Raw genomic sequence first — 26320 nt, 5'->3', positions numbered from 1 at the left:
GCGCGCGGCACTCGCCGCTCAGATCTCGATCTTCGTGCCGAGCTCGACGACGCGGTTCGCCGGGATCGCGAAGAAATCGGTCGGCTTCGCGGCGTTCTGATGCATCCACGCGAACACGCGCTCGCGCCAGATCGACATGCCCGGCAGATGGGTCGGCACGACGGTTTCGCGCGCGAGGAAGAACGACGTGTCCATCAGCTCGAACGTCATTCCGCGCTGACGCGCGACCTCCTCGAGCACCGCCTTCACGTCCGGCGTCTCGTTGAAGCCGTATTCCGCCTTGACGATGTAGAGCCCTTCACCCGCATCGTGAATCGTCACCCGTTCGTCGTCCTTCACATACGGGATGTCGCGCGTGACGAATGTCATGAAGATGGTCCGCTCGTGCAGCACCTTGTTGTGCTTCAGGTTGTGCAGAAGGCTCACAGGCACCAGCGTGTCGTTGCCCGTCAGATAGATCGCCGTGCCCGACACGCGGTGCGGCGGATGCGCGAGCAGCCCCTGAAGGAACGGTGCGAGCGGAATGCCGTCGGCGGCGGTGCGCTCCTTGACGATATGACGGCCCTTGTACCAGGTCATCAACAGGAAGAACAGCAGCGCGCCGATGCCGAGCGGCAGCCAGCCGCCCTGCTCGACCTTCAGCAGGTTCGCGCCGAAGAAGCCGAGGTCGACGACGAGGAACACGCCGATGATCACCGCGACGAGCAGCTTGTTCCAGTTCCAGACCTTCACCATCACGACCGCGGCGAGGATCGTCGTGATCACCATCGTCGCCGTCACCGCGATGCCGTACGCGGCCGCGAGGTTGTCGGAACTCTTGAAGCCGATCACGATGCAGAGGATCACGAACAGCAGCAGCCAGTTGACGACGGGCACGTAGATCTGCCCGATCGCGAGCTCGGACGTATGCAGGATCTTCATCCGCGGCACGTAGCCGAGCTGGATGGCCTGGCTCGTCAGCGAATACGCGCCCGAGATCACCGCCTGCGACGCGATGACGGTCGCGACCGTCGACAGCACGACGAGCGGCAGCGCCGCCCATTGCGGCGCGAGCAGGAAGAACGGATTCTCGATCGCCTTCGGATCGAGCAGCAGCAGCGCGCCCTGGCCGAAGTAATTGAGCACGAGCGACGGCATCACGAGCACGTATGCGGCGAGCCGGATCGGCTTCGCGCCGAAGTGCCCCATGTCCGCGTAGAGCGCTTCCGCGCCCGTCAACACGAGCACGACGGAGCCGAGCACCACGTACGCGAGCAGCACGTGCTCGGACATGAACGAGAACGCGTAGTACGGATTGATCGCCCGGACGATCATCGGCGCGCGCGCGATGTGATAGACGCCGAGCGCGGCGATCGTCACGAACCAGAGCACCATGATCGGGCCGAACAGCTTGCCGACCATCGCCGTGCCGTGCCGCTGAATCCAGAACAGCGCGATCAGGATCACGATCGTGATCGGCAGCACGAGGTGCGACAGTTGCGGCGTCGCAACCTCGAGGCCCTCGACCGCCGACATCACCGAGATCGCGGGCGTGATCACCGCGTCGCCATAGAACATGCACGCGCCGAAGATGCCGAGCGCCATCATCAGGCCGGTGATACGCGACTTCGGATTCAGCGGCCGCAGCGACAGCGCCATCAGCGCGAGCACGCCGCCCTCGCCGTTGTTGTCGGCGCGCATCACGAACAGCACGTACTTGATGCCGACGACGAGAATGATCGCCCAGAACAGGAGCGAGATCACGCCGAGGATCGAGCTCGGCGTGAGAGGAATGCCGTGTGCCGGACTGAACGCTTCCTTGAGCGAGTACAGCGGGCTCGTGCCGATGTCGCCGAAAACCACGCCGATTGCTGCAATCGCGAGCGATTGCAGCGAATGCTGGCGCATGGACGAGTGATTCGTGTCGGTCATAAAAGCGGTATAAATCCGTGCTGGGGTCGGAAAAACGAGCGCTACTCTAACTGGGCACGCAAAAATGCCGCCCACTGGCGTTGTCGGCACACCACTTGCTGCGGCGCGCCAAGTGTAGCATGGGGGCGCGATGCCTCCTGCCGCGATGGGGCGTCATGATAGCCGTGCGCGGGCGCCGCGCCTACCCTCGTCGCGCGATTCTTCGGATACCGTAAAGAAGACGTAAAAGATCGAACGCACCCCCTAAAAAAAGGTTCATCGCAGGAAACCGTGGAGGGTTTGATGGCGATTGCGTAACCTGACGCCTGACTTTAAGGAGGTCAGGAGGCAGAATTGCTCGATCGCAAGGCACTTCAAGCACTGGGTTGCTGGACCGGCTATCGGTTAGAGGGGGTGGAATGGCCGGAAGGAGAAGGCCGTACGCTGTCGCTGTATTTGAAGCCGGTCAGCAAGGTCATGTACTGCGAACAGTGCGGTGCACGCTGCCAGCAGATTCATGAGACGACGGTTCGCCGGGTGCGCGATCTGCCACTGTTCGAGTACCGGGTGGTACTGCACGTCCCCCGCCGCCGAGTCTGGTGCGAACGCTGCGGCGGTCCGCGACTGGAGAAACTGGCGTGGCTGGGCCGTTACCAGCGAGTGACGGAGCGATTTGCCAAGGCCTGCGAGAAACTGCTGCAGGCGGCCAGCGTGCAGGCGGTCGCCGCCTTCTACGATTTGGGCTGGCACACGGTCAAATCGATCGACAAGATGCGCTTGCGAGCGCGTGTGGCTGATCCTGACTGGTCGACGATCCGCTATCTGGCGATGGACGAGTTCGCGCTCCATAAAGGTCATCGCTACGCCACGGTGGTGGTCGATCCGATTGGTCGGCAAGTGCTCTGGATTGGAGCGGGACGCTCGCGCGAGACGGCCAGAGCCTTCTTCGAACAGCTTCCCCAGGGTGTTGCCGAGCGCATCGAAGCAGTGGCCATCGACATGACCACGGCCTACGAGTTGGAGATCAAAGCGCAGTGTCCGCAGGCTGAGGTCGTCTACGACCTGTTCCACGTCGTGGCCAAGTACGGGCGTGAGGTGATCGATCGGGTACGGGTCGATCAGGCCAATCAGTTGCGCCATGACCGGCCGGCCCGGAAGGTCCTGAAGTCCAGCCGCTGGTTGCTGCTGCGCAACCGCCACAACCTGAAGCCCGAGCAGTCCGTGCATCTGAAGGAACTGCTGGCCGCCAATCAGCCATTGTTGTGCGTCTACGTGCTACGTGACGAACTCAAGCGGCTCTGGTTCTACCGCAAGCCTGCCTGGGCGGAAAAGGCCTGGGAACAATGGATCGAGCAAGCCCGGCAAAGCGGAATTGCCGCGCTGCAACTGTTTGCGCAGCGCCTGCAGGGTTACTGGCACGGAATCGTGGCCCGCTGCCGACATCCGCTTAATACCAGCATCGTCGAAGGCATCAACAACACCATCAAGGTCATCAAGCGTCGGGCTTACGGGTACCGCGACGAGGAATACTTCTTTCTCAAGATCCGCGCCGCGTTCCCCGGTAATCCGCGATGAACCTAAAAAAAACGGCGCCATCGAGGCGCCGTTTCCGGTGCGACATCCCGCGCGCTTATGCGGCGGACGCGTCGTCGCGCTGCGCGTTGCCGCGCTTGATCCACGCCGCGAGATTGTGCGGACGCACGGTATCCCATTCTTCGAATGGCTGATGAATCCACGGATTCGTCGGCAGATACTGGACGTGATAATCGGGCTTCACCGTCGAGCAGCCCTTGTACCAGAGCACGGCCGAGCGCACGGCTGTCACGGCCGGATAGCGCTCCTTCAGATGCTGCTGGACGCGCGCGAGCGTCACGCCCGAATCGACGAGATCGTCGACGAGCAGCACGTTGCCCGTCAGTTCGCCGCGCGTCATCGTGATGTACTGCGCGATATCGAGATCGCCCTGCTGCGTGCCCGCCGCCTCGCGATACGAGCTCGTCGCGAGAATCGCGAGCGGCAGATCGTAGATGCGCGAGAGCTGATCGCCGACGCGCAGCCCGCCGCGCGCGAGGCACAGGATCTTGTCGAACTTCCACCCGGAATCGTGCACGGCGAGCGCGAGCATCTCGATCAGCCGGTGGTATTCGTCCCAGCCGACCCAGAGATTCTTGTCGTCGTTGCGCGGATCGGACATCTTGAGCGCGGTCATGAGGTTCTGCGTCATCGGCGATTTACACCTTGAACGGATGACGCAGCAGGATCGTCTCGTCGCGATCCGGGCCCGTGGACACCATGTCGATCGGCACGCCGGCCACTTCCTGCACGCGCGCGAGGTACGCGCGCGCGTTCTCGGGCAGCGCGTCCCACGAGCTGATGCCGACCGTGCTTTCCTTCCAGCCGCCGAACGTCTCGTAGACAGGCTCGCAGCGAGCGACTTCGGCCGCGCCGCGCGGCAGCAGATCAGCGTCTTCGCCGTCGATCTTGTAGCCGACGCACAGCTTCACTTCGTCAAGGCCGTCGAGCACGTCGAGCTTCGTCATGCACAGGCCCGACACGCCGTTGATCTGGATCGAGCGGCGCAGCGCGGCCGCGTCGAGCCAGCCGGTGCGGCGCGGACGGCCCGTGACGGAGCCGAATTCCTTGCCGACATTCGCGAGCGTGATCCCGATCTGATCCTGGCGGCTCGGATTGTCCGCGTCGTACAGTTCGCTCGGGAACGGGCCCGAGCCGACGCGCGTGCAATACGCCTTCGTGATGCCGAGGATGTAGTTGAGCTTCTGCGGGCCGACGCCCGCGCCCGCCGCCGCCGCGCCCGCGACGCAGTTGCTCGACGTGACGAACGGATAGGTGCCGTGATCGATGTCGAGCAGCGTGCCCTGCGCGCCTTCGAACAGCAGGTTGCGGCCCGCGTGGTTTTCTTCGTACAGGCGGCGCGACACGTCCGCGACCATCGGCTTCAGGCGATCCGCGTAGCCGAGCATCGTATCGAGCGTCGCCTGGAAATCGACGGCCGCGCCGCCGAGATACTGCGTCAGCACGAAATTGTGGAAGTCGAGATTCTCGCGCAGGCGATCGGCGAACGTTCTCGCGTCGAACAGGTCTTGCACGCGCAGCGCGCGGCGGCCGACCTTGTCCTCGTACGCAGGGCCGATGCCGCGGCCCGTCGTGCCGATCTTGCCCGCGCCGCGGCGCGCTTCGCGCGCCTGGTCGATCGCGATGTGATACGGAAGGATCAGCGTCGCCGCCTCGGAAATGAACAGGCGCTCGCGAACGGAAAGACCGGCCTCTTCCAGCTCGCCGATTTCCTTGAACAGTGCCTCGGGGGACAGGACGACGCCGTTGCCGATGTAGCAGGCAACGCCTTCGCGCATGATGCCCGACGGGATGAGGCGCAAGATGGTTTTCTTGCCGCCGATGATGAGGGTGTGGCCGGCGTTGTGGCCGCCCTGGAAACGCACGACGCCCTGAGCGTGGTCCGTCAGCCAGTCGACGATCTTGCCTTTGCCTTCATCACCCCATTGAGTCCCCACGACGACGACGTTGCGCCCGGGAGTCACGTTCACTGCGCTGGCAGACATGTTGATTCGTTAGCTGGTTAAAAACGTATTCTACCTAGGTTCGCCGCCGGCTCCGAATTTTTCCGTTTCGCTTCAACAACATTGCACGCTGGACGCGCATCGGAAGCCCGGTGGCGCAACACGTTCAGCGGGGCTCGACCACCCACGCGCCGTCGCGCTCGACGAGCGCGCGATCGCATGCGAATTCGTCGAGCACGTGATCGTGCCCCGGCAGCGCCTGTATCACCACCTCGCCCGCGTCGCGCAGCGCGCCCACCGCCGCGCGCAGCGCGTCGTCCTGCTTCCACGGCGCGAGAATCGCGGAGCCGCGCGCCTCGACCGGCGAGATCCGCGCGATTTCGCGCAGGTCGAGCGAAAAGCCCGTCGCCGGACGCGCACGGCCGTAAGCCTGGCCGACGTGGTCGTAGCGGCCGCCGTGCGCGACCGCGTTCGGCACGCCGTCGACGTACGCGGCGAACATCGCGCCGCTGTGATACGCGTAGCCGCGCAGATCGGCGAGATCGATCGCGACCTCGGCATCCTTCACCTGCGCGACGAGATGCGCGAGATCGTCGAGCGCGCGGGCGATCTCCGGCAGCGCCGGCAACTGGCGGCGCGCCTCGTCGAGCACTGACGCGTCGCCGTACAGGCGCGGCAGCGCACGCAGCGCGGCGCGCGTATCGGCGCCGAGGTCGTCGGTCAGCTCGGTGAGGCGCGGCACGTCCTTGCCGGCGAGCGCGTCGTAGAGCGCCTCGCCGCGCTCGGCCGCAACCGCGTCGCGCGCGAAGAGCGCGGCCAGCACGCCCGCGTGACAGAGGTCGAGCCGGATTTTCTTCAGGCCGGTCAGGTGCAGCGCATCGAGCATCAGTTGCTGGATCTCCTGATCGGCCTCAAGGCCCGCATGCCCATAGATTTCCGCGCCGATCTGCAACTGCTCGCGGCTCGCGTGCAGCCCGCGCGGACGCGTGTGCAGCACGGGGCCCGCATAGCAGAGGCGCGTCACGCCCTGGCGGTTCAGCAGGTGCGCGTCGATCCGCGCGACCTGCGGCGTCATGTCGGCGCGCAAGCCGAGCGTGCGGCCCGACACCTGATCGACGAGCTTGAACGTGCGCAGGCGCAGCTCGTTGCCGCCGCTCGTCAGCAGCGACTCCAGATACTCGAGGAGCGGCGGCATGACCATCTCGTAGCCGTACGAACGAAAGCGGTCGAGCAGCCTGCGACGCAGCTCCTCGATCTTGCGCGCCTCCGACGGCAGCACGTCGGCAATATTCTCGGGAAGTAACCAGGTCGACATCGTGGCGGTCCTACGACAGGAAACACGGCGCGCGCGTCGCGCGCCTCGGATTGGAATCGGGTCGGCGCCCGGCGCCTCGGCGGATGGCCGGGCGGCGCCGAACGGGCGCAAGCGGCCGGATCAGGTGACGAGCAGAAGCAGCGCGAGCCCGAGCGCCATCACGATGAACCCGCCGATCCGGATATGGTGCGGGGGCCGCTCCGCTATTCTACGGAACGTGTCGCGCCACGCGCTCGGAAACACGAACGGAAAGGCGCCCTCGATGATGAGCATCAGCGCGAGAGCGAGCAGTAACGAGCCAGCGAGATCCATGCAGACGACGACGCCCCTTGCACATCAACGGTTGCGGGGCGCGGCAGCCGGCGCCGCGGCGCCGCCCGTCGGGCTGCGCATGAAGCGGAAGAACTCGCTGTCCGGATCGACGACGATCACGTCGTTCGGCTTGAAGCTGTTCCGATACGCCTGCAGGCTCGCGTAGAACTGGTAGAACTGCGGATCGCGGCCGAACGCGTCGGCGGCGATCGACGCGGCCTTCGCGTCGCCCTCGCCCTTGATCGACTGCGCGGATTTGTAGCCTTCCGCGAGAATCGTCTGCTGCTGCCGGGCCGCGTCCGCCTTGATCTCTTCCGCCTGCGCCGCACCTTCCGCGCGCTCGCGCTCGGCCTCGCGCTGCAGCTCGGCCGTCATCCGCTGATACGCGCCGTCCGCCTGCGCGGCGGGCAGGTCGACGCGCGTCAGTTGCACGTCGACGACGTCGATGCCGAGCGGCGCCGCGTCGGCCTGCAGCGCGCGCTTCGCATCGTCGGCGATCGCACGCTGGCTGCCGAGCGCGTCGTCGAGATCGCGCTTCGCGAACGCGGCGCCGAGCGCGCCCCTGGCCGCCGCCGTCAGGCGATCGACCTCGCCGCGCGGCGCGCCGCCCGTCTCCCTGTAGTACTTGAGCACGTCGGCGATCCGGTATTTGACGACGGGGCTCACGAGCACGTCGCTCTTGTCCTTCGTCGCGAGGCTCAGCGGATCGGCCGAGTCGAGCGTCTGCACGCGGACGTCGACGAGCGTCGCCGTCTGCAACGGCTGCGGCAGCTTGAAATGCAGGCCGGGGCCGGCGAGCGCCGGCGTGTCGCCGTCGCGCGACGACAGCACGGCCGTATGGCGCGGATCGACGACGAGCACCGTCGACGAAGCCACCAGCGCGACGATGACGATCGCTACGACGAGCGCGATGATTCGGTTCATGTAAAGCGCTCCTCGTTACTGCAGATCGTCGGTGCGCGAACGGCTGCGGAACGCCTCGCGCGAGCGCAGCGAATCGCTGCCGGACGCCGGGCTCGCCGCGGCGGGCGCCGACGCGCGCGGCGCGCTCGCGGCAGCCGCGGCCGATGCCGGCGCGGAAAACGCGGGCGTGGGCGCTTGCGCGCCGCTCGCAGGCGTCGCGGCGGCGGCGCTCGCCGCCTCGGCCGCGCGCTGGCGCCCCGCCTCGACGATCTTGTCGAGCGGCAGATACAGCACGCTGTTGCCCGCCTTGTTGCCGACGTACACCTTCGTCGTGTTCGAATAGATCTCCTGCATCGTCTCGAGGTACATCCGCTCGCGAATCACCGCGGGCGCCTTCGAGTACTGCGCGTAGACCTGCTTGAAGCGCTCCGCGTCGCCCTCGGCCTGCGCGGCGACGCGCTCGGCGTAAGACTTCGCGTCGTCGACCATCTTCGCCGCGTCGCCCTGCGCGCGCGGCAGCAATTCGCTCGCATACGCCTGCGCGGCGTTCTTCGCGGCCTCGCTGTCCTGGCGCGCCTTCGCGATGTCGTCGACGGCCGCCTGCACCTGCTCGGGGGGCGCCACGCTCTGCACGGTCACGCCGGTCACGACGAGGCCCGTGCGATAGCGGTCGAGGTCGCGCTGGATCGCCTTCGCGAGCGCATCGCGCAGCGCGTCGCGATCCTGCGCGAGCACGTCTTCAGCACGCTTCGCGCCGACAATCTCGCGCACCGCCGCCTGTGCGGCCTGCGACACGCTGCGCTCGGGGTCGACGGCGCGAAACAGGTAATCGGTCGGGGATCCGACCCGATATTGAACGGCGAAACGCACGTCGACGATGTCGGCATCGCGCGTGAGCATCGACGCGTCCTTCACGTTCGCGAGCCGCACAACGTTGTTGCGACCGATCTCGATCGAGCGCACCTGCGCGGTGTCGACGATCTCGTGCGATTCGAACGGATACGGCAGGCGCCAGTGAACGCCGTCGCCGACCGAGCCTGTGTATTCGCCGAAGCGCAGCACGACGCCCGTCTGGCCATCCTGAACGATGAAGATGCCGCTGCCGAGATAGATCGCGATCAGCACGCCCGTGACAATGCCGACGCCGACGCGCGCGGCACGCCCGTTGTCGGGACGAAAGCCGTTGTTGCCGCCGCCCTTGCCGCCGAACCAGCCGCTCAGGCGACGGTTGAAGTTCCGCCACATTTCGTCGAGATCCGGGGGGCCGTCGTCGCGCCCGTTCGGGCGTTTCGATTCGTTCGCGCGCGGCTTGTCGCCGTTGCCGCCGCGTCCCCAGCGGGGATCGTTGATCGACAGCAAGGCGCGCATTCGCCGCCAGGTACTCCGCTCGTTGTAATCGTTCACCTGTATTTGTTCACCAGATTGGAGCAACTCGATCGGCCGCAGCCGTCAGCGCCCGTGTTCGGAAACCGGGTGGTCTTCGTGTGGTTGCGCCGGCGCGCCGCCGAGCGGCACGGCGCCGACAAGATGTTCCGCGGTAGCGATCTCGGCGATGGCGGCACGCAGCGAATCCAGACCCTGGCCCGTGCGCGCGCTCAAAAAGACGCGCGAAATATTACCATACTCGTCCCGTTCGACCGCGCCGCCGCGGGCCGCGAGCTCGGGCACCGCATCGATCTTGTTGAACACGAGAACCTGGCGGATCGAGTCCGCCCCGATTTCGCGCAGCACGTCGTTGACCTGCTCGATCTGCTCGAGCCGCACCGCGCTCGACGCGTCGACGACGTGCAGCAGCAGATCCGCGTGGATCGTCTCCTCGAGCGTCGCGCGAAACGCCGCGACGAGTTGGTGCGGCAGTTCGCGAATGAAGCCGACGGTATCGGACACGACGATCTGCCCGACCTCGTCGCCGAGATACACGCGCCGCGACGTCGTGTCGAGCGTCGCGAACAACTGGTCGGCCGCGTAGGCCTGCGCTTTCGTCAGCGCATTGAAGAGCGTCGATTTGCCCGCGTTCGTATAGCCGACGAGCGACACCGACATCGCGCCGCTGCGCGCGCGCTGCCGGCGCTGCGTGTGATGCTGGCGGCGCAGCCTGTCGAGCCGCGACTTCAGCATCTTGATGCGCTCGCCGATCAGCCGGCGGTCGGTTTCGAGCTGCGTTTCGCCGGGGCCGCGCAGGCCGATGCCACCCTTTTGCCGCTCGAGGTGGGTCCAGGCCCGAATCAGCCGGGTCGCGAGATACTGCAGTTGCGCGAGCTCGACCTGCAACTTGCCTTCGTGGCTGCGCGCGCGTTGCGCGAAGATGTCGAGAATGAGGCTCGTGCGGTCGACGACGCGCCGATTAAGCATTCGCTCCAGATTGCGTTGCTGGGCGGGTGCGAGCGCGTGATTGAAGATGACAATTTCTACGTCGTTCGCTTCGCAGGCAAGCCGCAGTTCCTCGGCTTTGCCGCTGCCAACGAACATCGCGGCGTCGGGACTCGCGCGGCGGCCCGTCAGCGTGACGGCGGGATGGGCGCCCGCGCTGGAGGCGAGCAGGCTGAGTTCTTCGAGACTGGCTTCGAAATCGGTCTTGCCGAAATCGATGCCCACTAACGCTGCGTTGATCAAATTATCGGACGTCAAGATAAGGCGGCTGGCATCGGCTGCCGGCGGCGACGCAAGCCAGCCGCGGCATGGGTTAGGACGCTGCTTCCGCATCCGGGTGGAAGTTCACCGGACGCGCCGGCACGACCGTCGAAATGGCGTGCTTGTAAACCATCTGGGTAACTGTGTTCCGGAGCAACACGACGTACTGGTCGAACGATTCAATGTTCCCTTGGAGCTTGATGCCGTTGACGAGATAGATCGAAACCGGCACGTGCTCTTTACGCAGTGCGTTCAAAAACGGGTCTTGTAACAATTGCCCTTTGTTGCTCATGGCGTACTCCATCTTTTTTGCAGGTTGAACTAGATTGGGGCGAAGAAAAAGAGAGCCGCCGCCAATCGCTACACTATAGCCGATTTTGTCCGCCCCGCCCGGCTCTGCCGACCGGCCGACGCGGCGCGCGCCGCTCAGTCCTTGTCGGCGTACGGGTTCGTCGACGAGCGGAACTCTATGCGCAATGGAGTGCCCGTCAGCGAGAAAGTTTCTCGGAAACGATTCTCGAGATAGCGCTTGTACGTTTCCGTCACGGCGTCGAGCGCGTTGCCGTGGATCACGATGATGGGCGGGTTCTGTCCGCCCTGGTGCGCATAGCGCAGCTTCGGCCGCACCGGGCCGCGGCGGCGCGGCTGCTGGAACTCGACCGCCTCGATCAGCGCGCGCGTGAGCTTCGGCGTCGGCAGTTTCTTCATCGCGGCCGCGTACGCGTCGTCGACCGAGCGCATCAGCGCGCCGATGCCCGTCTTCTCCGCCGCCGAGATGAAGTGGAACTTCGCGAAATCGAGGAATTTCAGCTTGCGCGCGAGATCCGCCTTCGTGCGCTCGCGCACGTGCGGGTCGAGCCCGTCCCACTTGTTCACGCCGACGACGAGCGCGCGCCCCTGCTCGACGACGAAGCCCGCGATGTGCGCGTCCTGGTCGGAGATGTCCTGCTGCGCATCGAGCAGCAGAATGACGACGTTCGCGTCGGAGATCGACTGCAGCGTCTTCACGACCGAGAATTTCTCGATCGCCTCGAACACCTTGCCGCGGCGGCGCAGGCCCGCCGTGTCGATCAGCGTGTACTGCTTGCCGTTGCGCTCGAAATCGACGTAGATCGAATCGCGCGTCGTGCCCGGCATGTCGAATGCGATCACGCGGTCTTCGCCGATCAGCGTGTTGACGAGCGTCGATTTGCCGACGTTCGGCCGGCCGACGATCGCGATCTTGGTGCCGCGCGCGGCGGCGTCCTCTTCGCTCTCTTCCGGCTGGCCCGCGTACGCGACTTCGAGCGCCTCGTTGATCATGTCGGTCACGCCGTCGCCATGCGCGGCCGAGATCGCGCGCGGGTCGCCCAGGCCGAGCTCGTAGAAATCCGACGCGACCGCCGTGTATTTCATCCCCTCGGCCTTGTTGACGACGAGGAAGATCGGCCGGCCGGTCTTGCGCAGGTAATCGGCGATCGACTTGTCCTGCGGCGCGAGGCCGTTGCGTCCGTCGACGATGAACACGACGACGTCCGCCTCCTCGACCGCCTGACGCGTCTGCCGCGCCATCTCGTGCAGGATGCCGTCCTTCGCGACGGGCTCGAAGCCGCCCGTGTCGACGACGAGGTACGGCCGCGCGCCGACCCGCCCCTCGCCGTAATGGCGATCGCGCGTCAAGCCGGGCAGATCGGCGACCAGCGCATCGCGCGAGCGCGTGAGCCGGTTGAACAGCGTGGATTTCCCCACATTGGGGCGCCCAACGAGGGCAATGACCGGTTTCATCTGATGATGTCGTCTACGTGAAACGCAGCGGCGGTGAGCCCGCATGCCGCAGGCGGCTGCGCTTGATGGAAATTAGCACGAATTCGCGCCGCGTCGGCGCGCAGGCGGCGGCATACGTGTCGCGCCGCTCATTTTTTTCGATTCGCTCCCGGCTGCCCGCCGATCGCGCGATGCCGCGCCGCCGGGCCGCGCCCGCCCGGCCAACGCCGAGCGCGCGCGCAAAAAATGCGACGCGCGGCCGGCGAAGCGCACGGCCGCGCGAAAAACGTCGCGCGCTTAGCGCGGACGGAAACCGTATACGCCGCCGTCCTGCGTCAGGACGACGAGCGTGTTGCCGGCGAGCACGGGCGCCGCGGCGATCGCGCTGCCGTCCGTCTTCATCCGGGCGACGAACGTGCCGTCGTCGCGCGACAGGAAGTGCACGAAGCCCTTGTAATCGCCGAGCACGACCGCGCGGCCGAGCAGGTACGGCACGCCGACGTCGCGGCTCTTCAGCTTGTCGTTGCGCCAGAGCTCCTTGCCCGTCGCGACGTCGTAAGCCGACACGACCGACCAGTCGTCGCCGCCCGCGACGGCCGTATCGTCCTGCGCGACGCCGCTGCGGCTCGAAAACGCCTTTTCCCACAGCGGGCGGCCCGAGTTCGCATCGAAGCAGCCGAGCTGGCCCTGGAACGTCACCGCGCACGTCTCGGCGCCGACGAGCGTCGGCGCGCCCGTCACGTCATTGATCCGCTCGACTTCGGTCACGCCCTTCGGAAACGACACGGGCGTCTGCCAGAACGGCTCGCCCGTCTGCAGGTTCAACGCGACGAGGCCGCCGCCCGGGAAGCCCGCGAGCACCGCGGCGTCGCCCGCGAACGTCATGCCAGCCGACACGCGCAGGTTGAGCGGCACCGCGCGGTTGCGGTAAGTCCACTTCTGCTCGCCCGTCTGCGCGGCGAATGCGATCACCTGGCCGTCGATCGTGCGCACGATCACGAGACCGTTGCCGACGAGCGGCGGCGAGAAGATCTCGCCCTGCACGGTGCTCTTCCACAACTGCTTGCCGTCCGGGCCGAGCACGAACACGCCGCCCTTCAGCGCGCCGACCGCGGTCAGGTTGCCGTCGCTGCCGACGCCCGCCGACAGGTCGGAGCCGATCTTCGCGCGCCAGACTTCCTGGCCCGTCTTCGCGTCGATCTTCTCGACCGAACCGTTCGCGCCGGCGACATACACCGCATCGCCCACCGCGACGGGCGAGAACGAATAGCGGCCGCCCTTGCCGACGCTCGCCTTCCACACCTGCTGCACGTCGAGCACGGGTTTGAACTCGGTGAGCGGCGTCGGCACGCGGCGCGCGTCCTTCGTTGACGAACAGGCCGCGAGAACCAGGACGGCCGCCGCGCAGGCAACGGGTGCAGCGTAACGTTTCAGCAGATTCATCGATAGCGAAGCAAAGTTAAGTTGTAAAACGAAAGCGTGGGCGCTCAGCCGCCGAGCGCGTCCAGCTTGAACTGCACGAGTTGACGAGCGGATGCGTCGTCCTTCGGCAGCGCGTCGAGCGCGAGCTTGTACGCCGCCTTCGCATCGTCGCTCTTGCCTTGCGCGGCGAGCAGATCGCCGCGGCGATCGGCGACGGCGCCCTTGAACGCGTCCGAAGGCGTGCCCGACAGCAGCGCGAGGCCCGCATCGTACGCCTTCTCGTCGAGCAGCAGCGACGCGAGGCGAAGCTTCGCGATCTGCTTGTACTCGTCGTCCTTCGCGTGATCGGCGGCCCACTGCAGTTGCGCCTTCGCGCCTGCCGCATCGCCCGCGCCGTACAGCGCCTTCGCCGCCTCGAGCGCCGTCATCTGCGCATAGGCGGTGCCGCCGAACTTGTCTTCCATGTCGGACGCGACGCGCGAGACCTTCGCCTTGTCGTTCGACTGGACGGCCTGCTGCACCTGCTCATAGAGCACGGCCGCCTGAGACGCCTGACGGCGCTGCCAGTAGTTCCAGCCGTTCCAGGCGGCCGCGGCGGCAAGAACGGCGATCGCGATCCAGGTCGTCAGATCGCCCCACCGGGCCCACCACGCCTTCAGGTTTTCAATCGATTCTTGTTCGTCGTGATAACTCATCGCCTAGCGATTCCTTCCTGTACACGCTTTTTGTCGAGCGGATGCGCCGCGATCAGTCGTCGCCGTCTTCGGCGGTTGCAACCATCGCATTGATTAGAAATTCGGTCAAGCTTTCGACCGGCACGGACTGCTGAACGTTCTTCTCGCCGTCGGCGCCCGCGCCGCGCAGCGGCTTCACGCTCGCCGCGCCGTTCGCGACCTCGTCTTCGCCGAAGATCACCGCGAACGCCGCGCCGCTCGCGTCCGCGCGCTTCATCTGCGACTTGAAGCTCGCGCCCGCGCCGTCCGCGCTGCAATGCAGGATCACGTCGAGGCCCGTGTCGCGCAGGCGCTCGGCGGCGATGAACGCCTGCTCGCGCGCGGCGTCGCCCTGGTGGACGACGTACACGTCGACGCCTTCCTGCTCCGGCATGAGGTTCTCTTCCTTCAGGAGCTCGAGGATACGCTCGACGCCCATCGCCCAGCCGCACGCGGCGGTCGGCTTGCCGCCCAGTTGCTCGATCAGCGGATCGTAGCGGCCGCCCGCGGCGACCGTGCCCTGCGCGCCGAGCTTGTCGGTCACCCACTCGAACACGGTCAGGTTGTAGTAGTCGAGCCCGCGCACGAGGCGCGGATTGATCGTGAACGGCAGGTTGTTCGCCTTCAGCAGCCGTTGCAGGCCCTCGAAGTGCGCGCGCGACGCGTCGCCGAGGAAATCGATCAGCTTCGGCGCGTTCTGCACGATCTCCTGCAGCGCCGGATTCTTCGTGTCGAGCACGCGCAGCGGGTTCGTGTAGAGGCGGCGCTGCGCGTCGTCGTCGAGCGACTCGGCATGCTGCTCGAGATACTTGATCAGCTCGACGCGGTGCGCGGCGCGCTCCTCGGCGAGGCCGAGCGAGTTGATCTCGAGCTTGATGCCGGCGAGGCCGAGATCGTCCCACAGGCGCTGGCACATCATGATGATTTCCGCGTCCGCGTCCGGGCCCGCGAAGCCGAGCGCCTCGACGCCGACCTGATGGAACTGGCGATAGCGGCCGCGCTGCGGACGCTCGTGGCGGAACATCGGCCCGAGGTACCACAGCCGCTTCGGACCGTCGTACAGCATGTTGTGCTCGATCGCCGCGCGCACGACGGCCGCAGTGTTCTCGGGACGCAGCGTCAGGTGCTCGCCGTTGAGCGAGTCGACGAAGCTGTACATCTCCTTTTCGACGATGTCGGTCACTTCGCCGATGCCGCGCGTGAAGAGCTGCGTGTGCTCGACGATCGGCGTTCGGATGTTCTGATAGCCGTACGCGCGCAGCAGCGACTTCACCGTCGCTTCGAAGAATTCCCACAAGCCGGCATCCTGCGGGAGGATGTCGTTCATGCCCTTCACGCCCGTCAGCTTCTCGAGCTTTCGCTTTTGTTCTGTCATCTGAAATACGGTGGACGAATTAATTCTGGACCGCGGCGCGGCCGTAGGTGCGCGCGACGTAGTCGCTCACGATCTGCTGGAACTCTTCCGCGATGCGCTCGCCGCGCAGCGTCTTCACTTTCTCGCCATCGACGAACACGGGCGCGGCCGGATTCTCGCCCGAGCCCGGCAGGCTGATGCCGATGTTCGCGTGCTTCGACTCGCCCGGGCCGTTGACGATGCAGCCCATCACCGCGACGTTCATCTTCTCGACGCCCGGATATTCGTCGCGCCACACCGGCATCTGCTCGCGCAGGTATGTCTGGATCTGCAGCGCGAGCTCCTGGAACAGCGTGCTCGTCGTGCGCCCGCAGCCCGGACACGCGACGACCATCGGCGCGAACGAGCGCAGCCCCATCGTCTGCAGGATTTCCTGGCCGACCACCACTTCGCCCGTGCGCGCCGCGCCCGGCTCCGGCGTGAGCGAAATGCGGATCGTGTCGCCGATGCCTTCCTGCAGCAGCACGCCGATCGCGGCCGTCGACGCGACGATGCCCTTCGAGCCCATGCCCGCCTCGGTCAGGCCGAGGTGCAGCGCGAAGCCGCAGCGGCGCGACAGCTCGCGGTACACGGCGATCAGGTCCTGCACGCCGCTCACCTTGCACGACAGCACGATCTTGTCGCGGCCGAGGCCCAGCTCGACCGCGCGCTCGGCGGAGCCGATCGCCGACTGGATCAGCGCCTCGACCATCACGCTCTGCGCTTCCCACGGCTTCGCGCGCGCGCCGTTCTCGTCCATCATCCGCGCGAGCAGATCCTGATCGAGACTGCCCCAGTTCACGCCGATTCGCACCGGCTTGTCGTACTTGATCGCGGCTTCGATCATCTGCGCGAACTGCGAATCGCGCTTCGCGCCCTGGCCGACGTTGCCCGGGTTGATCCGGTACTTCGACAGCGCCTCCGCGCAGCCCGGATAACCACGCAGCAGCAGGTGGCCGTTGTAGTGGAAATCGCCGACGAGCGGCACCGACACGCCCATCCGGTCGAGCTGCTCGCGGATCGCCGGCACGGCGGCGGCGGCCTCCGGCGTGTTCACGGTGATGCGCACGAGCTCGGAGCCCGCGTTCGCGAGCTCCTTCACCTGGATCGCGGTGCCGATCGCGTCGGCCGTGTCGGTGTTCGTCATCGACTGCACGCGCACGGGCGCCGTGCCGCCGATCGTCACGAGCGTGCCGCCCCAGCGGACGTCGACCGCATGCGACACGCGCCGCGGCGCATGTCCGCCGAACACCGGCTCGGTTGAACAAATCTGACTGCTGCGTGGGGATTGAGCTTCGGATTGCATCGATAGATCCAATTTACGCCAAGCGCGCCGCCTGCCCGGCTGCGCGCGAAAGGGAAAAGCGCCGCGACCGGGCCGGCCGCGGGGCGCTTGCCGTCAGGGCAATGCGAAACGCGCGACGTTGCCCCGAGCCGTCGAGTATTTTGCCGGATCGACAGGCTTGCCGTCGAAAGCGACCGATTCGAGCCCGGCCTTGTTGCCGATCGTGACCTTGAGCGGCGCGGCGCCCGCGACCTGCTTCGTCTCGCCGGCGCGCACGAGCGCCGAGAACAGCTCCTTGCCATTCTTGTCGCGCACGCTGAACCAGCAGTCCTGCGCGACCTTCAGCGCGACGACCGACTGGCCGGTCGCGACCACGACGGCTGCGTTCGCGCCGTCGGCCGCCGGCGCGGCCGGCTGCTGCGTCACTTGCGCCGGCTGCGCGGGTTGCGCTGGTTGCGCGACGGCAACCGGCGTCGAAGCGGGCGGCACGACCACCGTGCTCGCGACGACGGGCGCCGAGCCCGCGGCCGGCACGCTCGCCGATGCGCCGCCGATCGGCTGCGTCGCGGGCGCCGCGATCGCACCCGCCTGCGTCACCGTGCCCGACACCGCCGCACTCGCCGGCAGATCGGACGCGGTGCCTTCCTGCTGCGCGTGCGCGCCCGACGCGGCCTCGCCCGCGCCGCTCGACTTGAAGCGCGCGAGCCAGTTCGACGATTCGCCGCCCGTGCGCCACATCGCCGCCGCGACGAGCGCGACGACGACCGCCGCAACCGCCCACAGCCACGGCCGGCCGCGCGACGAGCCGCCGAGCGGGATCGACACCCGGCCGCGCGGCAGATCGGTGCCGGCCGAAGCGGGCATCGACAGATCGACCTCGGGCACGCCCTTCTCGCGGCGCAGCGCCTGCGCGAACGGCTCCGGATCGACGCCGAGCATCTTCGCGTAGCTGCGCACGAGGCCGAGCGCAAACGTCGTGCCCGGCAACCGGCTCGTATCGCCCGCCTCGAGCGCCTGCAGCTTCGGCACCGCGACCTTCAGCCGCGCGGACACGTCGTCAACCGACCATCCCTTCGACTCACGCAAGGCCGCGAGCCGTGCGCCCACCGCCGCGACCGACGCAATGCCGCCGCCGGCCGCCGCCGGTTTCTCGCCTGCGTTCGTCTCTGGGCCCTTTGACGGCTGCGGTTCGCTCATCCTCATCCTCGCGTCGATTCTTCTTGCCTGCACGCCCGCGCCAGCTCCGGCCGGGCCCGCAACACCACCGTTGTCACACACTGCGCGGCGCCGCGCGCCGCCCCCGATCGCTTTACGCGCATTTCACTACCGGCCCGGACATCCCCATCAAACCGCCCGGACCTCGATAACCTTCGTCGTCCCCGTCCGCTCGGCAAGGCGCGTGCGATCCCTGACCGCGCCCGCCAGTTGCCCGCAGGCGGCGTCGATGTCGTCGCCGCGCGTCTTGCGGATCGTCGTCACGATGCCGGCGTCGATCAGAACCTGCGCGAAGCGCTTGATCTGCTCTGTCTTCGAGCGCACGAGCCCCGATTCCGGGAACGGATTGAATGGAATCAGATTGAATTTGCACGGCACGTCGCGCGTCAGCGCGAGCAACTCGCGCGCATGCGCTTGCGTATCGTTGACGCCGTCGAGCATGCAGTATTCGAACGTGATGAAATCGCGCGGCGCGACCTTCAGATAGCGCTGGCACGCGGCCATCAGTTCGCGCAGCGGATGCTTCCTGTTGAGCGGCACGAGCTCGTCGCGCAGCGCGTCGTTCGGCGCGTGCAGCGACACCGCGAGCGCGACGGGCAGCTCCGCGCCGAGCCGGTCCATCATCGGCACGACGCCCGACGTCGACAGCGTCACGCGCCGACGCGACAGGCCGTACGCGTTATCGTCGAGCATGAGGCGCATCGCGGGCACGACCGCCGAATAATTGAGAAGCGGCTCGCCCATGCCCATCATCACGACGTTCGTGACCACCCGCTCGGCCTTTCCGTTCGGGCCGGGCGCGCGGCCGAGCGACGCGCGCAGCGCGAATTCCGCCATCCGCAACTGCCCGACGATCTCGCCCGTCGACAGATTGCGGGAAAAACCCTGCTTGCCGGTCGAGCAGAAGCGGCAATTGACCGCACACCCCGCCTGCGACGACACGCACAGCGTGCCGCGCGTCTCCTCGGGGATGAACACCGTCTCGACCGCATTGCCGTTGCCGACGTTGATGAGCCACTTGCGCGTGCCGTCGGCCGACACGTGATCGCTCAGGATGTCGGGCGTGCCGATCACGGCGCGCCCCTTCAACTTCTCGCGCAGCGATTTCGCGAGATCGGTCATCCCGTCGAAATCGGCCGCGTTGTATTGGTGGATCCAGCGCTGCAGTTGCTTAGCGCGAAACGCCTTCTCGCCGAGGCTGCCGCAATACGCGACGAGCCCCTCGGCGTCGAGGTCGAGTAGATTGACGATGGTTTCGCCCGCCATGATTGCCCTGCCTTGCCGCCGAACGCGCCGGACCCCGACCCGCTTAGCGCGAGTAGACGTTCATTTCCGGGAAGAAGAACGCGATCTCGACGCGCGCCGTTTCCGGCGCGTCCGAGCCGTGCACGGCGTTCGCGTCGATGCTGTCCGCGAAATCGGCGCGGATCGTGCCCTTTTCCGCCTTCTTCGGATCCGTCGCGCCCATCAGGTCGCGATTCTTCAGGATCGCGTCCTCGCCTTCCAGCACCTGGATCATCACCGGGCCCGAGATCATGAAATCGACGAGATCCTTGAAGAACGGACGCTCGGCGTGCACGGCGTAGAACTTCTCCGCATCGGCGCGCGACAGGTGCGCCATGCGCGCCGCCACGATCTTCAGGCCGGCGTTTTCGAAACGGCTGTAGATCTGGCCGATCACGTTCTTCGCCACCGCATCCGGCTTGATGATCGACAGGGTGCGCTCGAGTGCCATAAAAACTCCAAGAAATTAAGAGGTTACAGTTCCAAATGAATCCGTTATTGTAACACGATCCCGTGTATCATTGCGATTGAACCCTTACACGGCAGAAAGGTTCTAATACTTCGTGTTTCGCAGGCGCCAAGGCGTTGAAACCTCCGCCGTCGAAACCCATCATAGGGGTAGCGGCTTCACGGTTTTTTGCGGCGCAACAGGCGCGTCGCCCGCCGGCGGTGCCGCCACGTTCCATGCTAGGAGAAACCATGAACGATTATCCGTACAACTTCGGCCGCGGCGGCGCGATCAGCACCGCCGAGACCCGCAACCGCGTGCTGCGCAATACCTACTGGCTCCTCGCGCTGTCGATGGTGCCGACCGTGCTCGGCGCGTGGGTCGGCGTCGCGACGGGTTTCTCGCGGTTCGCCGCGACGAGCCCGATAATGAGCCTCCTCGCATTCTTCGCGATCGCGTTCGGCTTCATGTTCGCGATCGAGCGCACGAAGAACAGCTCGGCCGGCGTGTTCGTGCTCCTCGGCTTCACGTTCTTCATGGGCCTGATGCTGTCGCGCCTGTTGAGCTTCATCCTCGGTTTTTCGAACGGCCCTTCGCTCATCATGCTCGCGTTCGGCGGCACCGGCGTGATCTTCGCCGCGATGGCGACGGTCGCAACCGTCAGCAAGCGCGACTTCTCCGGCCTCGGCAAATGGCTCTTCGTCGGCGTGATCGTGCTGCTGCTCGCGATGGTCGCGAACATGTTCCTGCAGTTGCCGGCGCTGATGCTGACCGTGTCGGTGCTCGCGATCGTAATCTTCTCGGCGTACATGCTGTTCGATGTCCAGCGCGTCGTGAACGGCGGCGAGACCAACTACATCAGCGCGACGCTCGCGATCTACCTCGATCTGTACAACGTGTTCACGAACCTGCTCGCGCTGCTCGGCATCTTCGGCGGCAACCGGAACTGAAGCTCGGCGACACGTCGCCGCGCGTCACGAAAAACCGGCCTCGGGCCGGTTTTTTCATGCGCGCGCCGCCCGCATTCCACGTCAGCCGCGCTCGAAGAGCGCGATCGATTCGACGTGCGACGTGTGCGGGAACATGTTGACGACACCCGCGCCCTTGAGCCGATAACCCGCCTCGTGCACGAGGAGACCCGCGTCTCGCGCGAGCGTCGACGGATTGCACGACACGTAGACGATCCGCGCGGGCAGCGGCCCTTCACCGCTCTGCGCGATCTCGGCGAGCGCCTTCGACACCGCGAGCGCGCCTTCGCGCGGCGGATCGATCAGGAACTTGTCGAATGCGCCGAGCGCGCGCAGATCGTCCGCCGTCACCTCGAACAGGTTGCGGCACGCGAACGACGTATGACCGTCGACGCCGTTTTCCTTCGCGTTCGCGAGCGCGCGCGACGTCAGCGTCTCGCTGCCCTCGATCCCGACCACCTCGCCCTCGCGCGCGAGCCGGGCGAGCGGCAGCGTGAAATTGCCGATTCCGCAGAACAGGTCGAGCACGCGGTCGCCGCGCTCGGGCGCGAGCAGGCGCAGCGCCCGGCCGACGAGCACGCGGTTGATCTGGTGATTGACCTGCGTGAAATCGGTCGGCTTGAACGGCATCCGGATCCCGAATTCGGGCAGCGTGTAGTCGAGCTGCACGTCGAGCGGATAGAACGGCGCAGCCGTATCCGGCCCTTTCGGCTGCAGCCAGAACTGCACGCGGTGCGCGTCCGCGAATTCGCGCAGGAGCGCCTCGTCGGCCGCGTCGATCGGCTCGAGCACGCGCAGCACGAGCGCCGTCACCTGCGAGCCGACCGCGAGCTCGATCTGCGGCATGCGATCGCGGATCGACAATTGCTCGACGAGCCGGCGCAGCGGCACGAGCATCGCCGACACGTGCGGCGGCAGCACTTCGCAGCTCGTCATGTCGGCGACGTAGCTGCTTTTCTTCTCGTGGAAGCCGACGAGCACGCCGCCCTTCTTCGCGACGTGGCGCACGGTGAGGCGCGCACGATAGCGGTAGCCCCACGACGGGCCGTGAATCGGCGCGAACATCGCCTCGGCGCGCAGCTTCGCGAGATGCCACAGATTGTCTTCGAGCACGCGCTGCTTGATCGCGACCTGCGCGCGCATGTCGAGATGCTGCATCGAGCAGCCGCCGCAGGTGCCGAAAAACGCGCATTTTGGCTGCGTGCGCATCACGCTCGGGCGCAGAATATCGACGACCTGCGCCTGCTCGTAGGTCGGCTTGCGGCGAAAGCTCGAATAGGTGACGCGCTCGCCGGGCAGCGCGCCCTCGACGAAAATCACCTTGCCGGGCTCGCCGTTTTCGTCGACGACGCGGCCGACGCCGCGCGCTTCCATGTCGAGCGAATCGATATCGAGAACCGGGGCGCGATCAGGCGCGGCGCCCGCATGGGACGCGCGGCGCGTGGAGAGAGGGACGGCTTCTGACACCAGCTTTTCCTGACGAACGATTGTGGGGAAAGGCGAGATTGTAGACGAACGGCCGTCATGCAACGGAGATTCGACGATGCGACTCATCAGTTGGAACATCCAATGGGGACGGGACGCGAACGGCACGGTCGACCTCGCGCGCACCGTCGACGCCGCGCGCGGCCTCGGCGATTTCGACGTGCTGTGCGTGCAGGAAGTCACGCGCGGCTTTCACGCGCTGCCAGGCGGGCCGTCCGGCGATCAGTATGCCGAACTGGGCGCGCTATTGCCAGCTTACGTGGTGTTCGACGCGCTCGGCGTCGATCTGCCGCCGCTCGAGCCGGGCGCGCCGCGCCGGCAATTCGGCAACGCGCTCGCGACGCGGCTGCCTGTCGAGCGCGCGATGCGCCACGCGCTGCCGTGGCCCGCGAGCGCCGCTGCGCCGTCGATGCCGCGCTGCGCGCTCGAAGTCACGCTGCGCGCGCCGTTCGGGCCGCTGCGCGTCGTCGTCACGCATCTCGAGTACTACTCGGCGCGGCAGCGGCTCGCGCAGGTCGATGCGCTGCGGCGCCTGCATCGCGAGGCGGCCGCGCACGCACGCGAGAGCGCGCCGCCGGAAACGCCGACGGGCCCTTTCGCGCCGTCCGCGCGCGCGGCCGACGCGATCGTCTGCGGCGACTTCAACAGCGCGTACCGCAGTGACGCGTACCGGCGCTTTCTCGCGCCGTTTCCAGACGCGCCGCGCTTCGTCGACGCATGGCTCGCGCGCCATCCGGGCAAGACGCCGCCGATGACGGCGGGCGTCTACGACACCGCGCAATGGCACGAAGGGCCGATGACCTGCGATTTCGTGTTCGTCACCGATACGCTCGCGCACCGCATATCACGCTGCGAGATCGACGGCGCGGTGCGCGCGTCGGATCATCAGCCGATCGTGCTCGAATTGAGCGACGCGTAGCCGGGCGATGCGCAAGCGGATCGAGATGAACGGAAAGCGCGACGTCCCCGTCACGCGTTGCGCATCGCGCGCCGCGTCACGCGCCGAACGCGGCGAGGTATTCGGCCCAGTGCGGCGCCGGCTCCTGCACGAGCGCGCTCTTCACGAGCACGATCTCCTCCGCGTATTCGGCGGGCGACAGGCCGCCACGCATCTGCTGGAACCGGCAATACAGCAAGTACGTGTTCACGACGTCGGTCTCGCAGTAATTGCGAATCTCTTCGATTCGCCCTTCCTGGAATGCCGTCCACACCTGGCTGCCGTCCATCCCGAGCTTGCCCGGGAAGCCGCATAGCTTCGCGAGCGCGTCGAGCGGCGCGCTCGCGCGCGGCTGGTAGAGCGCGAGCAGATCCATCAGGTCCAGATGCCGCGTGTGGTAACGCGACAGATAATTGTTCCACTTGAAGTCGCGATCGTCCTCGCCCATGTCCCAGTAGCGCGGCGCCGCGACGCCGTGCACGAGCGCGCGGTAATGCAGCACCGGCAGATCGAAGCCGCCGCCGTTCCAGGACACGAGCTGCGGCGTGTACTTCTCGATCACCCGGAAGAACGACTGGACCAGCGTCGCTTCCGGGTCGCCCGGCGTGCCGAGCGAGCGCACGCGAAAGCCGTTGCTGTCGCGGAACACGCACGAGATCGCCGCGATCCGTTGCAGATGGTGCGGCAGGAAATCGCTGCCCGTCTTCTCGCGGCGCGCGGCGAACGCGTGCTCGGCCACTTCGGCGTCGGCGAGGTCGGCGGGCAGATCTTCGAGACGGCGAATGCCGTCGACATCGGGAATCGTCTCGATGTCAAAAACCAGAATCGGTGTCATCGATGAATTACAGAACGGCGTCCTTGCGCACGCCGTTGGAGGCAAAAAACCGCTTGAGCCGCACGAGCGCTTCCTGCTGGATCTGGCGGACCCGTTCGCGGGTCAGCCCCATCTCGTCGGCAAGCTCCTCGAGCGTCGCGGGTTCGATATGGTTGAGGCCGAAGCGCCGCTCGATCACGTGGCGATGCTTGTCGGACAGGCGCGACAGCCACGCGCGCGTCAGCGTCTCCAGTTCGCGGTGCTGAACCTCAGCGTCGGGCGACTGGCTCTGGTCGTCGGGCAGCAGATCGAGCAGGCTGCTCGCCGGATCGAGATCGAGCGGCGCGTCGAGCGACGCGGTGTGCTCGTTCAGCGCGAGGATGTCGGTGACTTCCTCGGCCGTCTTGCCGGTCAGATACGCGATGTCGTCGATGCTCGCCTCGCGGCGCTCGGCCGCCGCGCCCGTCGACAGCGAGTTCTTCTCCAGATGTCGCTTCGCGCGCAGCACCTGGTTCAGCTCGCGGATCACGTGCACCGGCAGCCGCACGGTGCGCGCCTGATTCATGATCGCGCGCTCGATGCTCTGGCGGATCCACCAGGTCGCATATGTCGAGAAGCGAAAGCCGCGCGTCGGATCGAATTTCTCGATCGCGTGCATGAGCCCGAGGTTGCCCTCTTCGATCAGATCGAGGAGCGGCACGCCGCGATTCAGATAGCCTTTCGCGATGCTGACGACGAGCCGCAGGTTGCGCTCGATCATCACCTGCCGCGCCTCGAATTCGCCCGCCTTCGCGAGCCGCGAATAGCGCTGCTCTTCCTCGACCGTCAGCAGCGGCTTCACGCTGATGCGGTTCAGGTAGTGCTGGATCGTGTCGGCGGTGAGCTCCGCCTGCAGAAGCGCCCGGAAGTCGTCCAGATCAGGCGACGCGTCGGCCGCGTCGCTGCGCCCTTCGCCCGAATCGTCCGAATCCGCGTCGCGCGGCTCGTAGTCGCGTTCGCTGTCGGCAGCGTCTTCGTCCTCGTCCGTCGAAGCGCCAGCTCGCTCCGCCGATGCTTGCGTGGCTCGACTGATCTTCTCAGACTCGGCTTGCGGATCGTGGCGCTTCGATTTCGGCATGGTCGTCTCGTTTATTGAGGCGGCAAATACTTCAGCGGATCGACAGGTTTACCCTGCCGGCGAACCTCGAAATGCAGCATCACGCGGTCGGAATCGCTGTTGCCCATCTCTGCGATCTTCTGGCCTTTCGTCACCGCGTCCCCCTCTTTTACCATCAAAGCGCGATTGTGTGCATACGCCGTGAGATAAGTTGCGTCGTGCTTGATGATAATGAGGTTGCCATAGCCTCGCAGCCCGTTGCCCGCGTATACCACGCGGCCATCCGCGGCGGCCTTCACGGCCTCGCCGGCCGGGCCGCCGATGTTGATCCCCTTGTTCTTCGAATCGTCGAACGTGTTGAGCAGCGCGCCGCGCACCGGCCACGCAAACGACACGTTGCTGCTCGCGGCGAGCGCGCCCGTTTCGGTCGACGCGGTCGCGGCCGGCGCAGTCGGCGCGGCGCTCGCGCTGGAACCGGAGCCATAGATCGGCGGCACCGCGGCGGAGCCGCTCGACGGACCGCTCGACAGCGGCGGCGTGACCGCGGCGCCCGCGACCGGTGCGGCCGCCGTCGCGCCGCCCGCGGTCGGCGACACGCGCAGCAGTTGATCGACTTCGATCTGGTTCGGGTTCGTCAGGTTGTTCCACGCGGCGATGTCGCGATAGTTCTGGCCGTTCTCGAGCGCGATCCGATAAAGCGTGTCGCCCGGCTTCACCCGGTAGTAACCCGGAGGCGCAGGCGGCAGCGGCGCGGGCGGCTGCGCGGCGGCGGTCGTGCCGAGCGAGCCGGAACGGTCGACGACGGGCGCCTGGTCGAGCCGCGTCGCGCACGCGGCGAGCAGCGTGAACGCCGCCATGCAAATCGCGCGCTGAGCGAGCGAGAGCGGAACCTTCGAACGATTGTTTTGCATCGCGCGCAGCATACTCATC

The 26320-nt window shown here is 66.6% G+C and carries 25 protein-coding genes; 4 read left to right on the top strand and 21 right to left on the bottom strand.

Annotated elements, in window-relative coordinates; genetic code table 11:
* Positions 1-18: 18 nt before the first annotated feature.
* Entirely contained in the window at positions 19-1911 is a 1893-nt protein-coding gene (locus AQ610_RS08560) for a potassium transporter Kup (RefSeq protein WP_009912138.1), read from the bottom strand.
* Between AQ610_RS08560 and AQ610_RS33050 the strand changes: the two genes are divergently transcribed.
* Both AQ610_RS33050 and AQ610_RS08555 read left to right on the top strand, forming a co-directional pair.
* Positions 1876-2070: a hypothetical protein gene (locus tag AQ610_RS33050; protein WP_009912137.1), complete on the top strand. Its 195-nt coding sequence runs from the start codon at positions 1876-1878 to the stop codon at positions 2068-2070. The two genes, AQ610_RS08560 and AQ610_RS33050, sit on opposite strands and share 36 nt — an antisense overlap.
* 174 nt (positions 2071-2244) lie before the next feature.
* Positions 2245-3465: an ISL3 family transposase gene (locus tag AQ610_RS08555; protein ID WP_045554821.1), complete on the top strand. Its 1221-nt coding sequence runs from the start codon at positions 2245-2247 to the stop codon at positions 3463-3465.
* Positions 3466-3520: 55 nt separating this feature from the next.
* Here AQ610_RS08555 and AQ610_RS08550 read toward each other — a convergent pair whose 3' ends face one another.
* The 16 genes from AQ610_RS08550 to ndk all read right to left on the bottom strand — a co-directional run bounded on the left by AQ610_RS08550 (position 3521) and on the right by ndk (position 20093).
* Positions 3521-4114: a phosphoribosyltransferase gene (locus AQ610_RS08550; protein ID WP_006026953.1), complete on the bottom strand. Its 594-nt coding sequence runs from the start codon at positions 4112-4114 to the stop codon at positions 3521-3523.
* Between the two features lie 7 nt (positions 4115-4121).
* Positions 4122-5468: an adenylosuccinate synthase gene (locus AQ610_RS08545; RefSeq protein ID WP_015601246.1), complete on the bottom strand. Its 1347-nt coding sequence runs from the start codon at positions 5466-5468 to the stop codon at positions 4122-4124.
* 124 nt (positions 5469-5592) lie between these two features.
* Positions 5593-6741, bottom strand: coding sequence for an ATP phosphoribosyltransferase regulatory subunit (locus AQ610_RS08540; protein WP_006026955.1), 1149 nt, complete (start codon positions 6739-6741; stop codon positions 5593-5595).
* A 120-nt stretch (positions 6742-6861) separates the two neighbouring features.
* A complete protein-coding gene (locus AQ610_RS08535; protein ID WP_006026956.1) occupies positions 6862-7053 on the bottom strand; it encodes a DUF2065 domain-containing protein in 192 nt (63 codons plus the stop codon).
* Between the two features lie 24 nt (positions 7054-7077).
* The gene (hflC, locus tag AQ610_RS08530) at positions 7078-7977 is read right to left on the bottom strand and encodes a protease modulator HflC (protein ID WP_006026957.1); all 900 of its coding nucleotides are present in this window, start codon (positions 7975-7977) and stop codon (positions 7078-7080) included.
* A 15-nt stretch (positions 7978-7992) separates the two neighbouring features.
* Positions 7993-9324, bottom strand: coding sequence for an FtsH protease activity modulator HflK (gene hflK, locus AQ610_RS08525; RefSeq protein WP_045554838.1), 1332 nt, complete (start codon positions 9322-9324; stop codon positions 7993-7995).
* 81 nt (positions 9325-9405) lie between these two features.
* On the bottom strand, positions 9406-10569 hold the full coding sequence (gene hflX, locus AQ610_RS08520) for a GTPase HflX (protein ID WP_170963104.1): 1164 nt from the start codon (positions 10567-10569) through the stop codon (positions 9406-9408).
* A gap of 70 nt (positions 10570-10639) precedes the next feature.
* Positions 10640-10879: an RNA chaperone Hfq gene (gene hfq, locus AQ610_RS08515; RefSeq protein ID WP_004192796.1), complete on the bottom strand. Its 240-nt coding sequence runs from the start codon at positions 10877-10879 to the stop codon at positions 10640-10642.
* A 134-nt stretch (positions 10880-11013) separates the two neighbouring features.
* Positions 11014-12351: a ribosome biogenesis GTPase Der gene (gene der, locus AQ610_RS08510; protein ID WP_009912127.1), complete on the bottom strand. Its 1338-nt coding sequence runs from the start codon at positions 12349-12351 to the stop codon at positions 11014-11016.
* Positions 12352-12627: 276 nt separating this feature from the next.
* Positions 12628-13773: an outer membrane protein assembly factor BamB gene (gene bamB, locus AQ610_RS08500; protein ID WP_006026962.1), complete on the bottom strand. Its 1146-nt coding sequence runs from the start codon at positions 13771-13773 to the stop codon at positions 12628-12630.
* A gap of 44 nt (positions 13774-13817) precedes the next feature.
* Positions 13818-14447 carry a tetratricopeptide repeat protein gene (locus AQ610_RS08495; RefSeq protein ID WP_006026963.1) on the bottom strand — a complete coding sequence of 210 codons (630 nt, stop codon included), beginning with the start codon at positions 14445-14447 and terminating at the stop codon, positions 13818-13820.
* 52 nt (positions 14448-14499) lie between these two features.
* Complete coding sequence (hisS, locus tag AQ610_RS08490) at positions 14500-15840, bottom strand: histidine--tRNA ligase (protein WP_006026964.1); 1341 nt, start codon at positions 15838-15840, stop codon at positions 14500-14502.
* Positions 15841-15859: 19 nt separating this feature from the next.
* A complete protein-coding gene (ispG, locus tag AQ610_RS08485; RefSeq protein ID WP_043282706.1) occupies positions 15860-17164 on the bottom strand; it encodes a flavodoxin-dependent (E)-4-hydroxy-3-methylbut-2-enyl-diphosphate synthase in 1305 nt (434 codons plus the stop codon).
* 93 nt (positions 17165-17257) lie between these two features.
* Positions 17258-18340 carry a RodZ domain-containing protein gene (locus AQ610_RS08480; protein ID WP_043282642.1) on the bottom strand — a complete coding sequence of 361 codons (1083 nt, stop codon included), beginning with the start codon at positions 18338-18340 and terminating at the stop codon, positions 17258-17260.
* Between the two features lie 147 nt (positions 18341-18487).
* A complete protein-coding gene (gene rlmN / locus AQ610_RS08475) occupies positions 18488-19624 on the bottom strand; it encodes a dual-specificity RNA methyltransferase RlmN (RefSeq protein WP_006026967.1) in 1137 nt (378 codons plus the stop codon).
* A 43-nt stretch (positions 19625-19667) separates the two neighbouring features.
* Complete coding sequence (gene ndk, locus AQ610_RS08470; RefSeq protein WP_006026968.1) at positions 19668-20093, bottom strand: nucleoside-diphosphate kinase; 426 nt, start codon at positions 20091-20093, stop codon at positions 19668-19670.
* Between the two features lie 248 nt (positions 20094-20341).
* Here ndk and AQ610_RS08465 point away from each other — a divergent pair, with 248 nt between their 5' ends.
* The gene (locus tag AQ610_RS08465) at positions 20342-21040 is read left to right on the top strand and encodes a Bax inhibitor-1/YccA family protein (RefSeq protein ID WP_006026969.1); all 699 of its coding nucleotides are present in this window, start codon (positions 20342-20344) and stop codon (positions 21038-21040) included.
* An 81-nt stretch (positions 21041-21121) separates the two neighbouring features.
* On the opposite strand, the gene rlmD is transcribed toward AQ610_RS08465, so the two are convergent.
* Entirely contained in the window at positions 21122-22525 is a 1404-nt protein-coding gene (rlmD, locus tag AQ610_RS08460) for a 23S rRNA (uracil(1939)-C(5))-methyltransferase RlmD (protein WP_006026970.1), read from the bottom strand.
* 76 nt (positions 22526-22601) lie between these two features.
* On the opposite strand from rlmD, the gene AQ610_RS08455 reads away from it, so the two are divergent.
* Entirely contained in the window at positions 22602-23462 is an 861-nt protein-coding gene (locus tag AQ610_RS08455) for an endonuclease/exonuclease/phosphatase family protein (protein WP_006026971.1), read from the top strand.
* 76 nt (positions 23463-23538) lie between these two features.
* On the opposite strand, the gene AQ610_RS08450 is transcribed toward AQ610_RS08455, so the two are convergent.
* Genes AQ610_RS08450 through AQ610_RS08440 form a run of 3 tightly spaced genes read right to left on the bottom strand, consistent with a single transcriptional unit; the run spans position 23539 to position 26313 of the window.
* Positions 23539-24315 (bottom strand): 3'-5' exonuclease, encoded by a 777-nt coding sequence (locus AQ610_RS08450; protein WP_006026972.1) that lies wholly within the window; start codon positions 24313-24315, stop codon positions 23539-23541.
* 7 nt (positions 24316-24322) lie between these two features.
* Positions 24323-25411, bottom strand: a complete 1089-nt coding sequence (rpoS, locus tag AQ610_RS08445) for an RNA polymerase sigma factor RpoS (RefSeq protein WP_006026973.1) — start codon at positions 25409-25411, stop codon at positions 24323-24325.
* Positions 25412-25422: 11 nt separating this feature from the next.
* Positions 25423-26313: a peptidoglycan DD-metalloendopeptidase family protein gene (locus AQ610_RS08440; protein ID WP_006026974.1), complete on the bottom strand. Its 891-nt coding sequence runs from the start codon at positions 26311-26313 to the stop codon at positions 25423-25425.
* Between the last annotated feature and the right edge of the window lie 7 nt (positions 26314-26320).

It is taken from the genome of Burkholderia humptydooensis, from assembly GCF_001513745.1.
Classification (GTDB): Bacteria; Pseudomonadota; Gammaproteobacteria; order Burkholderiales; family Burkholderiaceae; genus Burkholderia; species Burkholderia humptydooensis.
This window is presented reverse-complemented; position numbering and strand designations above follow the sequence as displayed.

Coding starts and splice junctions, on each gene's coding strand:
- AQ610_RS08550 (WP_006026953.1), bottom strand. CDS start 4,114: ATGACGCAGAACCTCATGACCGCGCTCAAGATGTCCGATCCGCGCAAC.
- AQ610_RS08465 (WP_006026969.1), top strand. CDS start 20,342: ATGAACGATTATCCGTACAACTTCGGCCGCGGCGGCGCGATCAGCACC.
- ndk (WP_006026968.1), bottom strand. CDS start 20,093: ATGGCACTCGAGCGCACCCTGTCGATCATCAAGCCGGATGCGGTGGCG.
- AQ610_RS08440 (WP_006026974.1), bottom strand. CDS start 26,313: ATGCTGCGCGCGATGCAAAACAATCGTTCGAAGGTTCCGCTCTCGCTC.
- AQ610_RS08480 (WP_043282642.1), bottom strand. CDS start 18,340: ATGAGCGAACCGCAGCCGTCAAAGGGCCCAGAGACGAACGCAGGCGAG.
- AQ610_RS33050 (WP_009912137.1), top strand. CDS start 1,876: ATGCTGGCGCATGGACGAGTGATTCGTGTCGGTCATAAAAGCGGTATA.
- ispG (WP_043282706.1), bottom strand. CDS start 17,164: ATGCAATCCGAAGCTCAATCCCCACGCAGCAGTCAGATTTGTTCAACC.
- AQ610_RS08540 (WP_006026955.1), bottom strand. CDS start 6,741: ATGTCGACCTGGTTACTTCCCGAGAATATTGCCGACGTGCTGCCGTCG.
- hfq (WP_004192796.1), bottom strand. CDS start 10,879: ATGAGCAACAAAGGGCAATTGTTACAAGACCCGTTTTTGAACGCACTG.
- rpoS (WP_006026973.1), bottom strand. CDS start 25,411: ATGCCGAAATCGAAGCGCCACGATCCGCAAGCCGAGTCTGAGAAGATC.
- AQ610_RS08560 (WP_009912138.1), bottom strand. CDS start 1,911: ATGACCGACACGAATCACTCGTCCATGCGCCAGCATTCGCTGCAATCG.
- der (WP_009912127.1), bottom strand. CDS start 12,351: ATGAAACCGGTCATTGCCCTCGTTGGGCGCCCCAATGTGGGGAAATCC.
- AQ610_RS08545 (WP_015601246.1), bottom strand. CDS start 5,468: ATGTCTGCCAGCGCAGTGAACGTGACTCCCGGGCGCAACGTCGTCGTC.
- hflK (WP_045554838.1), bottom strand. CDS start 9,324: ATGCGCGCCTTGCTGTCGATCAACGATCCCCGCTGGGGACGCGGCGGC.
- rlmN (WP_006026967.1), bottom strand. CDS start 19,624: ATGGCGGGCGAAACCATCGTCAATCTACTCGACCTCGACGCCGAGGGG.
- AQ610_RS08495 (WP_006026963.1), bottom strand. CDS start 14,447: ATGAGTTATCACGACGAACAAGAATCGATTGAAAACCTGAAGGCGTGG.
- AQ610_RS08450 (WP_006026972.1), bottom strand. CDS start 24,315: ATGACACCGATTCTGGTTTTTGACATCGAGACGATTCCCGATGTCGAC.
- AQ610_RS08535 (WP_006026956.1), bottom strand. CDS start 7,053: ATGGATCTCGCTGGCTCGTTACTGCTCGCTCTCGCGCTGATGCTCATC.
- hisS (WP_006026964.1), bottom strand. CDS start 15,840: ATGACAGAACAAAAGCGAAAGCTCGAGAAGCTGACGGGCGTGAAGGGC.
- hflC (WP_006026957.1), bottom strand. CDS start 7,977: ATGAACCGAATCATCGCGCTCGTCGTAGCGATCGTCATCGTCGCGCTG.
- bamB (WP_006026962.1), bottom strand. CDS start 13,773: ATGAATCTGCTGAAACGTTACGCTGCACCCGTTGCCTGCGCGGCGGCC.
- AQ610_RS08455 (WP_006026971.1), top strand. CDS start 22,602: ATGCGACTCATCAGTTGGAACATCCAATGGGGACGGGACGCGAACGGC.